Here is an 11,739-nt window from a genome sequence, read left to right as displayed (position 1 = left end):
GATGCCCGTACATAGCCCCTCCCCTTGAGGGGAGGGGTTGGGGTGGGGAATGGCGCAAAACCCGCAATTGCTGAAAAATGCAGCGAATATGCGCCATGACGCCACACCATTCGAGGTGATCCTCTGGCGTCACCTGTCTCGATCCCAGCTTGGTTATAAATTCCGCCGTCAGCATGTGATCGGCAATCGGATCGTCGATTTCTTCTGCCCTGCCAGAGCTTTCGCGATCGAAGTCGATGGTGACACGCACGATGCAGACGAAATGGCTGTTAGGGATGCCGAACTGATCGGTTTGGGCGTTGCTGTTTTGCACGTCTCAAATCGGGATGTTACCGAGAATATCGAAGGCGTTCTGGTGCAGATCATGGCGCAGCTCGAAACGCTGCCGGATCGCTGGCCCCACCCCAACCCCTCCCCTGAAGGGGAGGGGCTAAGCTCAGAGAGTTTATGATCCTTCTCGGACTCGATCCCGGCCTTGGCACAACTGGCTGGGGCATCATCGCCGCAGACGGCAATCGGCTGACCCATATCGGCAATGGCCAGATCAAGACCGATTCGGGCATGTCGCTGGCAACGCGGTTGCTGGCGCTTGACCTTGCACTGACGGACCTGATCCTGGAGCATCGCCCCGATGGTGCTGCGGTCGAGGAAGTGTTCGTCAATGTGAACCCGCAATCCACGCTGAAACTGGGGCAGGCGCGTGGCGTGATCCTGCTCAATGCGTCACGGGCGGGCATGGAAGTGGGCGAATATGCCGCCCGCCTCGTCAAGAAATCGGTCGTCGGCGTCGGCAATGCGTCAAAGGATCAGGTGCATGCCATGGTATCGCGCCTGCTGCCCGGCGCGAAGATCGCCGGGCCGGATGCGTCGGATGCGCTGGCCGTGGCGATCACCCATGCCCATCATCTGGCCAGCGCGCGGCGTATTCCCACGCGCTGACCATATTCGCTTAGCCGAACAGGTCCGCCAGAAAATCCTTCATCGAGCGGAAGCTGCGCCGGTCGGCGTCCGGGCTATAGGCCAGACCCTTTTCCGGCATATGTACGGCTTCGTCGGTGAAGGCGTGGCTGGTGCCCCCATAGGCATGGATCTGCCAGTCGCAGCCGGCCTCGGTCAGTTCCTTCGCCAGCGCCACGGTGGCTTCGGCCGGGGCGATCGGGTCGTCCCAGCCATGGCAGACCAGCAGCTTGGCGCTGATCGTCGCATTGGGGAAGGGCGGAGCCTGATAGACGCCGTGGAAGCTGACGCCGCCGGCAATGTCCGCGCCTGACCGGGCAAGGTCCAGCACGCAGCGCCCGCCAAAGCAGAAGCCGATCGCGGCGGTGCGGCTGGCATCGACTTCCGGCATGGCTTTCAGCACCGCATGCGCCGCATTCACGCGATCGCGCAGCAGGGCGCGGTCGGCATTCAACGGGTCCATGTAAAGGCCGGGATTCTCATCCGACCGGCTGGTGCGCTTGCCCTGACCAAAAACGTCGGCGACCAGCACCGAATAGCCCAGCGCTGCGACCTTTTCGGCATAGGCGAAATCGGCTTCCTTCGTTCCCAATATATTGGGGAAGAGCAAGATGCCCGGCGCGGGCGCGGCGGCGGCATCGACCACCCCGACGCTCTCGAATCCGTCATGCAGGATGATGCGGCGGGTAATCGCCATGGCTGTGTCTCCTTTTAGGGGGTCAGATGCTGCCGAAACCGGGGGCTTCGCCGCGCGCCGCGCTGTTGATCCGCTTCGGGCGCTTCCAGCCGATGCTGGGCCGCTTGCGCAGGCGCAGCGTAGGCCAGTCGCCCCGGTCGCTGCGTTCGGCAAGGCGCATGCCCTGCGCGCGATAGGCGGCGATCACGGCGTCGGCCTGTTCGTTCAGCAGGCCGGCCAGCACGATCGTCCCGCCATCCTCCACCAGCGCGCTGAGCGAGGGCGCCAGTTCGATCAGCGGCCCGGCCAATATGTTGGCGATGAGGAGGTCATAGGGCGCCCGGCCGACGATCGCGCTATGGTCTGCGCCTGCCGCCGTCACCAGCGCGAGCCGACCGCGCCCGTCGCCCAGCGCGATCGCATTGTCGCGCGCATTTTCGGCGCTGATCTCGACCGCAACCGGATCGATATCCGATGCGATGGCATAGCTGCGCGGCCACAGGTGCAGGGCGGCAAAGGCCAGTAGCCCGGTGCCGGTGCCGATATCGGCGACATTGTTAAAGCGCATGCCCACCCGGCGCATCCGGTCCAGCATGGCAAGGCATCCGGCGGTGGTTTCATGCTGCCCGGTGCCAAAGGCGCGACCGGCCTCGATCAGCAGGTTCACATGGCCAGGCAGTTCCGGGTCGGTGGCGATGTTGCGGACATGGAAGCGGCCGGCGGTCACGGGCTCCAGCCCCTGCTGGCTCAACGTCACCCAATCCTCGTCGGGCAATGGCTCGATCACCGGCTTCGAACCGGCGGCACTGGGAACCAGCGATTTCAGCAATTTGACTGCGGCGGCGCTGGGCTTGCCCTCGAAATAGGCGTCCAGTTGCCAGATATTCTCATCCTCCGCCGTCTCGCTGGTCATCAGCACCGGCGGCCGGTCCATCAGGGCAAAGGCGGCGATCTCCCCGTCCAGCGCTTCGGCTTCGGCGCGGGTGCAGGGCAGGGTGACTTTCCAGCTCTGGGCGGGCTTTACGGCATCATTCATCCCGCCGCCTTTAGCCGAGGCGGCGGGGCAGGGGAAGCGTGGCTGCGTGCTTTACGCGACCTGCCGCCCGAAGTCGGACGACGCATGACGCAGGCTGGCGAGCTTGCCCTCCACGCTCACGAAGCCGCGCTCCAGCTGGTCGATTTCCGATGCGACGACTTCGGTGTCCTGACGGATCGCTGAAATGGTGGTAGACATCGAATCGGCCGCCAGCGCGGTTTCATCGACGGCGGCGGTGATCATCGTGACCGTCTGCGCCTGTGCGTCCATGGCGTGGCGGATGCGGTCCGCGCTGGCGCGGACTTCGCCCACCGTGTCGCGGATGCGTTCGTTGGTTTCCACCGACTGGCGGGTCGAGGCCTGGATATCGGCGATCTTGCTGGCGATTTCGTCGGTCGCGCGGGCGGTCTGGTTGGCCAGGCTCTTCACTTCCTGCGCGACGACGGCAAAGCCGCGACCGGCATCGCCCGCACGGGCGGCCTCGATCGTGGCGTTGAGCGCCAGCAAATTGGTCTGCCCGGCAATGTCGCGGATCAGACCCAGGATCGATTCGATCGACTTGGCATGTTCGGACAGGGTGGCCGACATAGTCACGGCATCGCCCGACTGGGCCGATGCTCGGCGCGCGACTTCGGCGGAGCTTTCTACTTCGGTCCGGGCGTCCTCGATCGCGCGGATCAGACCGGCCGAGGTCCGGGCGGCTTCGCGCATGGCGAGGGCGGACTGTTCGGCGGCGGCAGCGACTTCGGAGGCTTTGCCCAGCATGCCGCGCGTCGCGGCAGAGGCATCTTTGGCCTGTTCGCGCAGCGATTCGCCCAGCTTCGACGCGCCGTCAATTTCCCCTACGATTCGCTGTTCGAACAGGGTGCCATAGCGCTGGCGTTCGGCCCGCTGGGTTTCCGCCTGATCGGTGGCCAGGACATTGCTCATGAAGCCCGAATCGATCATCGCAATCTGCAACATCATCCGCATCAGGCGCTGGCAACGCGCATCGTCGCTCTTGCACTTTTCCCAGATCAGGTCGGACACGCGCGCATTGGCGGTGGCGACGGCATTGAGCACGGCCCGCACCGATACGCCATGCTTGCGGGCATGGCGCACGCAGTCCGCGGCCGACGCGGCCCAGCGGCCATCGGCGAAATGCAGCAGCTTTTCCTCGACATATTTGCCGGCTTCCGCCTCGATCCGGCGGATGATGGCGCCGTTCAACTGCTGTTGCAGCCCCGTTTCCTGCATATAGGTGGTGAAGAAAATCGCGCCGACACTGCCGAGATCATCGCTGATCAGCTCGCCGATTTCGCGTGCCGTACGGGCAATCGCGCCGGAGGGATCGACTTCCGCCAGATAGTCCGACGTGGTGTTGGCGGAGGGAAGGGTGGACGGCATGAAGGAACGGCCCCTGCTGGTAACATGATCGGGTTGCCGGTCATCCATAGCGCGGGTTGGTTAATCACTTCTTATGGCTGTGCGATTGTGGCCACGAAAGCATCAGCAACTTTCTGTCGCTTTCCTCGACTTGCCCTATGGCCGCTTCGCTCTTAAGGGGAGCGGACTCAGGGACAAGTATCTAAGGACTAGGGTAGACATGGCGCGTTCCACCAGCCGGCCACTCTCGCCGCATTTGACGATCTGGAAATGGGGGCCGGCTATGGCTGTCTCCATCATGCACCGCGTGACGGGCAACGGTCTGGCGACCGCTGGCGCGCTGGGCCTCATCTGGTGGCTGATGGCCGCCGCGACCGGTCCGGAGGCCTATGCGACCTTCGTGAAGTGTGCGACTTCGCCGATCGGTTATCTGGTGATGATCGGCCTTTCCTGGTTCTTTTTCCAGCATCTCTTCTCGGGCCTGCGGCACTTCGTGCTCGACATGGGCGCCGGCTATGAGCTGAAGAACAACAAGATGTGGTCGATCGCGACCTTCATCCTGTCGCTGCTCACGACCGGCTTCGTCTGGCTCACCATCTTCGGAAAGGCGCTCTGATGGGTACCGGTACTGGCATCGGTCGCGTTCGCGGCCTCGGCTCCGCCAAGCATGGCGCGCATCACTGGCTGGCGCAGCGCTATAGCGCCGTCGGCAATCTGCTGCTGGTGCTGTGGCTGATCTTCAGCCTGCTCAGCCTGCCCGGCCTCGACTATGAGAGCGTGGTCAACTGGATTCACAATCCGCTGGTCGCGGTGCCGCTGATGCTGATGGTGGTCAGCATCTTCATGCACCTGCGTCTGGGCATGCAGGTGATGCTGGAGGATTATGTCCATGACAAGGGTCTGGCCTTCCTCTCCATGCTGCTGCTCAACTTCTATGCCTTTGGCGGCGCGGCCGCGGGCGTCTTCGCGATCGCCAAGATCGCCTTCATCGGGATCGTCAAGTAATGACCGAAGCCTATAAGATCATCGATCACACCTACGATACCGTCGTGGTGGGTGCTGGTGGCTCCGGCCTGCGCGCGACCATGGGCAGCGCCGAAGCGGGCCTGAAGACCGCCTGCATCACCAAGCTGTTCCCGACCCGCAGCCACACCGTCGCGGCGCAGGGCGGCATTGCTGCCTCGCTGGGCAACAATTCGCCGGACCACTGGACCTGGCACATGTACGACACCGTCAAGGGGTCGGACTGGCTGGGTGACCAGGACGCGATCGAATATATGGTGCGTGAAGCGCCTGCCGCCGTGATCGAGCTGGAACATGCCGGCGTGCCGTTCAGCCGTAATCAGGATGGCACCATCTATCAGCGTCCGTTCGGCGGCCACATGCAGAATATGGGCGCTGGCCCGCCGGTGCAGCGCACCTGCGCTGCGGCCGACCGTACCGGTCACGCTATGCTGCACGCGCTGTATCAGCAGTCGCTGAAGTACGACGCGGACTTCTACATCGAATATTTCGCCATCGACCTGATCATGGAAAATGGCGAGTGCCGTGGCGTCATCGCCATCTGCATGGAAGACGGCTCGATCCATCGCTTCAAGGCGCATGCGGTCGTGCTGGCGACGGGCGGCTATGGCCGCGCTTATTTCTCGGCTACGTCGGCCCATAGCTGCACCGGCGACGGCGGCGGCATGGTGCTGCGCGCGGGCCTGCCGCTGCAGGATCTGGAGTTCGTGCAGTTCCATCCGACCGGCATCTATGGCGCGGGCGTGCTGATCACCGAAGGTGCGCGTGGCGAAGGCGGCTATCTGACCAATTCCGAAGGCGAGCGTTTCATGGAACGCTATGCTCCTTCGGCGAAGGATTTGGCGTCGCGCGACGTCGTGTCGCGCTCCATGGCGATGGAAATGCGCGAAGGGCGCGGTGTGGGCGAGCATAAGGATCATATCTTCCTTCACCTCGACCATATCGATCCCAAGGTGCTGGCCGAACGCCTGCCGGGCATCACCGAAAGCGGCAAGATTTTTGCCGGTGTCGACCTGACCCGCCAGCCGCTGCCCGTGACCCCGACGGTCCACTATAATATGGGCGGCATCCCCTGTAACTATCATGGTCAGGTCGTCACCAAGAAGGGCGACGATCCGGAAGTGATCGTGCCCGGCCTGTTCGCGGTCGGCGAAGCGGCCTGCGTGTCGGTCCATGGCGCGAACCGCCTTGGCTCCAACTCGCTGATCGACCTTGTCGTGTTCGGCCGCGCCACCGGCCTGTTCCTCAAGGACAACCTCAAGCCCAACGCGCCGCACAAGGCGCTGCCGGCCGACGCCGCCGATCTGGCGCTCAGCCGTCTCGACCATTATCGCAATGCGAAGGGTTCGACGCCCACGGCAGACATCCGTATGGACATGCAGCGCACCATGCAGAAGCATGCTGCCGTGTTCCGCGACAGCGCATTGCTGGCCGAAGGCGTCACCCAGATGCAGGCCGTCAACAAGCGGCTTCAGGACGTGAAGGTCACGGACCGTTCGTTGATCTGGAACACCGACCTGATCGAAACGCTGGAACTCGACAACCTCATGAGCCAGGCCATCTGCACGATGGAAGGCGCCGAAGCCCGCAAGGAATCGCGCGGCGCCCATGCGCATGAGGATTTCCCGAACCGCGACGACGAAAACTGGATGAAGCACACCATCAGCTGGTTCGAAGGCTGGGGTGGATCGAGCGGCAAGGTGACGCTCGATTATCGTCCGGTCCACGACTATACGATGACCGACGAAGCGGAATATGTGAAGCCCAAGGCCCGCGTTTACTAAGCGACGCGCTGACAGGTGGAGAGACAGAAGGGGCGGGCCGCAGGGTCCGCCCTTTTTCATTGCAGTTGGCTGGCTGCGTCCTGACGTTCGTGCAGGATGCGCACGATCTGAACTTCGTCTCCCGTCAATCGGTAGAAGATGTGATGCACGCCTGCGCGCTTTCGCCGATAGCCGGCTCGGATATCGGAACAGTCTGTTCCGGTTCCGGGGAAAGCCAGGAGGTTTTTGGCGGTATCTCGAATGGATCGCAAATAGGTTCGCGTTTGTCTTCGGCCCCACAAGGCGTCGCTTTCGCGGCCGATCCGGTCGAGGTCATCAAGTGCCGTAAGCAGATAGACCAATTTGCGACGGCTCATTTGATGTCCGGGAAGCGCTGCTCCAGCCAGCTATCAAAATCAAAATCTTCAGCCGGTCCGCTTTCCTCACCCTCGATCAGTGCGGCGCGCAACGCTTCGAGCTTCAGCCTTTCGCTTTCCAGTAATTTCAGGCCAGCGCGAATAACATCGCTTGTCGAGCCATAATGACCCTCGCTGACCTCGCGTTCAGCAAATTCCCAAAAATGGTCGTCCAGCACGACCTGCGCTGACTTGCCGTTCATGGCAGTAGGCTATCAAGAAAACGGGGCGCCTTCAATGCTGTCACTCGGTAACGGACCGATCGAACGGCAGCAGTCCCGTATAGGCCGCCAGCCCCGGCTTGCTCTTCACCGCAACGCCCTGTCGCAGCAGGAATATGTGCCGCACGATCTCCGCCTGTTGCTCGATGCCATAGCGGTCGAACGGTTTGCCGGGCACAAGGTCATAGGCATAGCGGCAGAAGGGGTGCCGCATCAGCGGCAGCCAATATTTGCCCGATCGCTGGGCCTGCCACACATGGGTCATCTCATGGATGAAATGCCCCTGAATATGTAGCGGACTTTCGCAGAAGTCCGCGCAAAACAGGCCGCCTTCCGGATGGAACCACAGGTCGCCATCCGGCGCCATGGTCACGCCCTTCGGCTGGAATGGCCACCATTTGCGTTCATGCACCCGCACCCGGCCATAATCGATCGCCCGGCCGAATATCGACCCGGCCAGCGCAACTTCCTGTCCGGTAAGCGGTCGGCTGGTCAATGCGCGGCGGCGTTATCGGCGGGCTTGGGCGCAGTGCCGTCGGGCTTGCGGATCACCGCGTCCACCAGCAACCGGTCGCCATTGGCCAGCAGAAAGGTCATCTGCATCTTGCCCCGGCTGATCGCCGTATCATTGACGCCAAAGATCATCAGATGCTTGCCGCCCGGCGCGAAGCTGACCTGACCCTTGGCCGGAATGTCGACGCTGTCGATCGCTTCCATCGTCGTCATCCCGTCCTTGCTGACGGTTTCGTGCATTTCCACTTTCAGCGCATAATCAGTCATCACGCCGCGCAATTGCGTGCCTGCGTCGCCGCCATGGGCCACGAAATAGCCGGCCGAGGGTGCATCCTTGTTGGGCGACAGCCGCACCCAGGCCTGATCGATATAGGTCGGGGCCGGGTCGCCACAGGCATTGAGCGCCAACGGCGCGGCCAGGGCGAAGAGGGCAAAGCGGGCGCGCATCCGATACTCCATAACTGTCTCGTTTCCGGTCTATCCACTAGCTAATCGTCCCAGCGTCTTGTGCCAAGCGGAACCGCGCCTATATCCCCCCTTGCAAACCGGCCTTGCCTTGGCGCTTTAGTGAGGTATTGGGCCGTCAACCGCTGAATATTTGGGGTTACAAGAGGAAGAGATGGCAAAAGTTATCGGGATCGATCTGGGCACCACCAACAGCTGCATCGCTGTCATGGACGGCGGTAAGCCCAAGGTCATCGAAAATGCGGAAGGGGCGCGCACGACTCCTTCGATCGTCGCCTTCGCCAAAGATGGCGAACGTCTGATCGGTCAGCCGGCCAAGCGCCAGGCAGTCACCAATCCGGACAACACGATTTTCGCGGTGAAGCGCCTGATCGGCCGCCGCTTTGACGATCCCATGACCAAGAAGGACATGGAACTCGTCCCCTATGACATCGCGAAGGGCCCGAACGGCGACGCCTGGGTCAAGGCCGGTGGCGAGGAATATAGCCCGTCGCAGATCAGCGCGTTCATCCTTCAGAAGATGAAGGAAACGGCGGAGTCGTATCTGGGCGAAACCGTGACGCAGGCGGTCATCACCGTTCCCGCCTACTTCAACGACGCCCAGCGTCAGGCGACCAAGGACGCCGGCCAGATCGCCGGTCTGGAAGTGCTGCGCATCATCAACGAGCCGACCGCGGCGGCGCTGGCCTATGGCCTCGACAAGCAGGATGGCAAGACGATCGCCGTCTATGACCTTGGCGGCGGCACCTTCGACATTTCGATCCTCGAAATCGGCGACGGTGTGTTCGAAGTGAAGTCGACCAACGGCGATACCTTCCTGGGCGGCGAAGATTTCGACGCCAAGCTGGTGGAATATCTGGCCGCCGACTTCAAGAAGGCGGAAAGCATCGACCTCACCAAGGACAAGCTGGCCCTCCAGCGTCTGAAGGAAGCCGCTGAAAAGGCGAAGATCGAGCTGTCCTCGGCCCAGACGACCGAGGTCAACCTGCCCTTCATCACCGCTGACCAGAATGGTCCCAAGCATCTGGTGAAGACCATCACCCGCGCCGATCTGGAGCGTCTGGTGGCGGATCTCATCAAGCGCACGATGGAACCCTGCAAGAAGGCGATGGCGGACGCGGGCGTTTCGGCCAGCGAGATCAGCGAAGTCGTTCTGGTCGGCGGCATGACCCGCATGCCCAAGGTGCGCGAAGCCGTGAAGGAATTTTTCGGCAAGGAACCGCATACCGGCGTGAACCCGGACGAAGTCGTCGCCATGGGCGCCGCCATTCAGGCCGGCGTGCTTCAGGGCGACGTCAAGGACGTGCTGCTGCTCGACGTGACCCCGTTGTCGCTGGGCATCGAAACGCTGGGTGGCGTGTTCACCCGCATGATCGATCGCAACACCACCATCCCGGCCAAGAAGTCGCAGGTCTATTCGACCGCCGACGACAATCAGCAGGCGGTGACCATCCGCGTGTTCCAGGGCGAGCGTGAAATGGCGGCGGACAACAAGATCCTCGGCCAGTTCGACCTGCTCGGCATCCCGCCCGCGCCGCGCGGCGTGCCGCAGATCGAAGTCACGTTCGACATCGACGCCAACGGCCTGGTCAATGTGTCCGCCAAGGACAAGGGCACCGGCAAGGAACAGCAGATCCGCATCCAGGCGTCGGGTGGCCTTAGCGACTCCGACATCGACCAGATGGTCAAGGATGCCGAACGCTTTGCCGAAGACGACAAGAAGCGTCGTGAAGCGGCCGAAGCCAAGAACAATGCCGAAAGCCTGGTCCACACGACCGAAGCGCAGCTGGCCGAACATGGCGACAAGGTCGACGCCTCGCTGAAGGGCGAGATCGAAGCCGCGATCGCCGAAACCAAGACTGCGATCGAAGGCGGCGACGCCGAAGCCATGAAGGCCAAGGCGCAGGAACTCGCCACGGTCGCCATGAAGCTCGGCCAGGCCATTTACGAGAAGGAGCAGGCCAATGCGGCGGCTCCGGGCGCCGACGCGCCCAAGGCTGATGACGATGTCGTCGACGCCGAATTCTCCGAAGTGGACGACAACAAGGCGTAAGCTATGCCCATCGCCCGTCATTGCGCTATCAGCGCCAGTGACGGGCGAAGCGGGCGGGGGCCTCTATGACTACCGAAGTTGATTATTACGAACTGCTCGAAGTCGAGCGCACCGCTGACGGCGCAGCGCTTAAGAGCGCCTATCGCAAGCTGGCGATGAAATATCATCCGGACAAGACCGGGGGCTGCACCGACAGCGAGGCCAAGTTTAAGGCCGTGTCCGAAGCCTATGAATGCCTGAAAGACCCGCAAAAGCGCGCGGCCTATGACCGCTATGGTCATGCGGCCTATACCAATGCCCAGTCGGGCGGCGGTGGCGGCGGCGGTTTTCGTGGCGGCGCGGCGGGCGGCTTTTCCGACCTTGGCGATATTTTCGAGACGATTTTCGGCCAGTCCGGCTTTGGTGGGCAGGGCGGCGGCGGGCGCCAGCAGCAGCGCCGTGGCGCGGACCTGCGCTACGACATGGAAATCAGCCTCGACGAAGCCTATCATGGCAAGAAGACCGAGATCCAGATCGAGGTTTCAGCCGCCTGCGACAGTTGCGATGGTTCCGGCGCGCAGCCCGGCACCGGGGTCAAGACCTGCGGCACCTGTGCCGGTCATGGTCAGGTTCGCGCGCAACAGGGCTTCTTCGTGGTCGAACGCACCTGTCCATCCTGCCATGGCGCGGGGCAGGTGATCGAAAGCCCCTGCCGCTCCTGCCGGGGCGACGGGCGTGTCGACCGGCCCAAGACGTTGTCGGTCAATATCCCGGCGGGTGTCGATGAAGGCACGCGCATTCGCCTGACGGGCGAGGGTGAGGCTGGCGCGCGGGGGGCACCGGCGGGCGACCTCTATATCTTCCTGCATGTGAAGCGGCACGCGATCTTCGAACGCGACGGCACGACGCTGTTCTGCCGCGCGCCGGTCAGCTTCACCACGGCGGCGCTGGGCGGCGTGATCGAAGTGCCGGGCCTCGACGGCTCACGGCATGAGATCAAGATCCCGACCGGCATCCAGTCGGGCAAGCAAATCCGTCAGCGCGGCGCGGGCATGCCCGTCCTCAACGGGCGCGGGCAGGGCGATCTGGTCGTCCAGGTCGATGTCGAAACGCCCACGAAGCTGACCGCCAAGCAGAAGGAATTGCTCGAAGCCTTCCGCGACACGGAAACCGGCGAGGAATGCCCGCAATCGACCGGCTTCTTCTCCAAGCTCAAGGAAATCTGGGGGGATTGAAGGATATAGTTGCCGGGCATGTCTGGTGCCCGGCAAC

The 11,739-nt window shown here is 62.9% G+C and carries 14 protein-coding genes; 7 read left to right on the top strand and 7 right to left on the bottom strand.

The features are described 5' to 3' along the window. Window positions 1–49 precede the first annotated feature (49 nt). The gene (locus BMY84_RS11225) at window positions 50–451 is read left to right on the top strand and encodes an endonuclease domain-containing protein (RefSeq protein WP_093083883.1); all 402 of its coding nucleotides are present in this window, start codon (window positions 50–52) and stop codon (window positions 449–451) included. After that, window positions 448–939, top strand: a complete 492-nt coding sequence (gene ruvC / locus BMY84_RS11220) for a crossover junction endodeoxyribonuclease RuvC (RefSeq protein WP_093083882.1) — start codon at window positions 448–450, stop codon at window positions 937–939. Before BMY84_RS11225 ends, ruvC begins: the two co-directional genes overlap by 4 nt. Before the next feature lie 10 nt (window positions 940–949). On the opposite strand, the gene BMY84_RS11215 is transcribed toward ruvC, so the two are convergent. From BMY84_RS11215 to BMY84_RS11205, 3 genes are read right to left on the bottom strand one after another with little or no spacing between them, the layout of a single operon-like run. Continuing rightward, a complete protein-coding gene (locus tag BMY84_RS11215) occupies window positions 950–1,654 on the bottom strand; it encodes a dienelactone hydrolase family protein (RefSeq protein ID WP_093083880.1) in 705 nt (234 codons plus the stop codon). Window positions 1,655–1,676: 22 nt separating this feature from the next. Continuing rightward, window positions 1,677–2,669: a 50S ribosomal protein L11 methyltransferase gene (locus BMY84_RS11210; RefSeq protein ID WP_093083879.1), complete on the bottom strand. Its 993-nt coding sequence runs from the start codon at window positions 2,667–2,669 to the stop codon at window positions 1,677–1,679. A 51-nt stretch (window positions 2,670–2,720) separates the two neighbouring features. Continuing rightward, on the bottom strand, window positions 2,721–4,055 hold the full coding sequence (locus BMY84_RS11205) for a methyl-accepting chemotaxis protein (RefSeq protein WP_093084069.1): 1,335 nt from the start codon (window positions 4,053–4,055) through the stop codon (window positions 2,721–2,723). Window positions 4,056–4,254: 199 nt separating this feature from the next. Here BMY84_RS11205 and sdhC point away from each other — a divergent pair, with 199 nt between their 5' ends. The 3 genes from sdhC to sdhA are packed head-to-tail and all read left to right on the top strand — an operon-like array spanning window position 4,255 to window position 6,841. Beyond that, a complete protein-coding gene (gene sdhC, locus BMY84_RS11200; protein WP_056683652.1) occupies window positions 4,255–4,650 on the top strand; it encodes a succinate dehydrogenase, cytochrome b556 subunit in 396 nt (131 codons plus the stop codon). Then, the gene (gene sdhD, locus BMY84_RS11195; RefSeq protein ID WP_093083877.1) at window positions 4,650–5,039 is read left to right on the top strand and encodes a succinate dehydrogenase, hydrophobic membrane anchor protein; all 390 of its coding nucleotides are present in this window, start codon (window positions 4,650–4,652) and stop codon (window positions 5,037–5,039) included. The genes sdhC and sdhD overlap by 1 nt, the downstream gene beginning before the upstream one ends. Beyond that, window positions 5,039–6,841, top strand: coding sequence for a succinate dehydrogenase flavoprotein subunit (gene sdhA, locus BMY84_RS11190; protein ID WP_093013493.1), 1,803 nt, complete (start codon window positions 5,039–5,041; stop codon window positions 6,839–6,841). The genes sdhD and sdhA overlap by 1 nt, the downstream gene beginning before the upstream one ends. Before the next feature lie 56 nt (window positions 6,842–6,897). Here sdhA and BMY84_RS11185 read toward each other — a convergent pair whose 3' ends face one another. From BMY84_RS11185 to BMY84_RS11170, 4 genes are read right to left on the bottom strand one after another with little or no spacing between them, the layout of a single operon-like run. Beyond that, window positions 6,898–7,197 carry a type II toxin-antitoxin system RelE/ParE family toxin gene (locus BMY84_RS11185; protein ID WP_093083876.1) on the bottom strand — a complete coding sequence of 100 codons (300 nt, stop codon included), beginning with the start codon at window positions 7,195–7,197 and terminating at the stop codon, window positions 6,898–6,900. Further along, window positions 7,194–7,439 (bottom strand): type II toxin-antitoxin system ParD family antitoxin, encoded by a 246-nt coding sequence (locus BMY84_RS11180; RefSeq protein ID WP_093083874.1) that lies wholly within the window; start codon window positions 7,437–7,439, stop codon window positions 7,194–7,196. The genes BMY84_RS11185 and BMY84_RS11180 overlap by 4 nt, the downstream gene beginning before the upstream one ends. A gap of 40 nt (window positions 7,440–7,479) precedes the next feature. After that, window positions 7,480–7,953: a vgr related protein gene (locus BMY84_RS11175; protein WP_093083873.1), complete on the bottom strand. Its 474-nt coding sequence runs from the start codon at window positions 7,951–7,953 to the stop codon at window positions 7,480–7,482. Continuing rightward, the gene (locus BMY84_RS11170; RefSeq protein ID WP_093083871.1) at window positions 7,950–8,417 is read right to left on the bottom strand and encodes a copper chaperone PCu(A)C; all 468 of its coding nucleotides are present in this window, start codon (window positions 8,415–8,417) and stop codon (window positions 7,950–7,952) included. The genes BMY84_RS11175 and BMY84_RS11170 overlap by 4 nt, the downstream gene beginning before the upstream one ends. A gap of 172 nt (window positions 8,418–8,589) precedes the next feature. Here BMY84_RS11170 and dnaK point away from each other — a divergent pair, with 172 nt between their 5' ends. Both dnaK and dnaJ read left to right on the top strand, forming a co-directional pair. Continuing rightward, the gene (dnaK, locus tag BMY84_RS11165; RefSeq protein WP_093083870.1) at window positions 8,590–10,488 is read left to right on the top strand and encodes a molecular chaperone DnaK; all 1,899 of its coding nucleotides are present in this window, start codon (window positions 8,590–8,592) and stop codon (window positions 10,486–10,488) included. Window positions 10,489–10,553: 65 nt separating this feature from the next. Next, entirely contained in the window at window positions 10,554–11,702 is a 1,149-nt protein-coding gene (gene dnaJ, locus BMY84_RS11160) for a molecular chaperone DnaJ (RefSeq protein WP_093083869.1), read from the top strand. Window positions 11,703–11,739 lie beyond the last annotated feature (37 nt).

The sequence above is a fragment of the Sphingobium sp. AP50 genome, assembly GCF_900109095.1.
Classification (GTDB): Bacteria; Pseudomonadota; Alphaproteobacteria; order Sphingomonadales; family Sphingomonadaceae; genus Sphingobium.
Note: the sequence above shows the minus strand (reverse complement) of the source record. Positions and strands in the feature narration are given on the sequence as shown.

Excerpts from the sequence above, each read along its gene's own strand:
- BMY84_RS11225 (WP_093083883.1), top strand. The coding sequence starts at position 50 with ATGGCGCAAAACCCGCAATTGCTGAAAAATGCAGCGAATATGCGCCAT.
- ruvC (WP_093083882.1), top strand. The coding sequence starts at position 448 with ATGATCCTTCTCGGACTCGATCCCGGCCTTGGCACAACTGGCTGGGGC.
- BMY84_RS11215 (WP_093083880.1), bottom strand. The coding sequence starts at position 1,654 with ATGGCGATTACCCGCCGCATCATCCTGCATGACGGATTCGAGAGCGTC.
- BMY84_RS11210 (WP_093083879.1), bottom strand. The coding sequence starts at position 2,669 with ATGAATGATGCCGTAAAGCCCGCCCAGAGCTGGAAAGTCACCCTGCCC.
- BMY84_RS11205 (WP_093084069.1), bottom strand. The coding sequence starts at position 4,055 with ATGCCGTCCACCCTTCCCTCCGCCAACACCACGTCGGACTATCTGGCG.
- sdhC (WP_056683652.1), top strand. The coding sequence starts at position 4,255 with ATGGCGCGTTCCACCAGCCGGCCACTCTCGCCGCATTTGACGATCTGG.
- sdhD (WP_093083877.1), top strand. The coding sequence starts at position 4,650 with ATGGGTACCGGTACTGGCATCGGTCGCGTTCGCGGCCTCGGCTCCGCC.
- sdhA (WP_093013493.1), top strand. The coding sequence starts at position 5,039 with ATGACCGAAGCCTATAAGATCATCGATCACACCTACGATACCGTCGTG.
- BMY84_RS11185 (WP_093083876.1), bottom strand. The coding sequence starts at position 7,197 with ATGAGCCGTCGCAAATTGGTCTATCTGCTTACGGCACTTGATGACCTC.
- BMY84_RS11180 (WP_093083874.1), bottom strand. The coding sequence starts at position 7,439 with ATGAACGGCAAGTCAGCGCAGGTCGTGCTGGACGACCATTTTTGGGAA.
- BMY84_RS11170 (WP_093083871.1), bottom strand. The coding sequence starts at position 8,417 with ATGCGCGCCCGCTTTGCCCTCTTCGCCCTGGCCGCGCCGTTGGCGCTC.
- dnaK (WP_093083870.1), top strand. The coding sequence starts at position 8,590 with ATGGCAAAAGTTATCGGGATCGATCTGGGCACCACCAACAGCTGCATC.
- dnaJ (WP_093083869.1), top strand. The coding sequence starts at position 10,554 with ATGACTACCGAAGTTGATTATTACGAACTGCTCGAAGTCGAGCGCACC.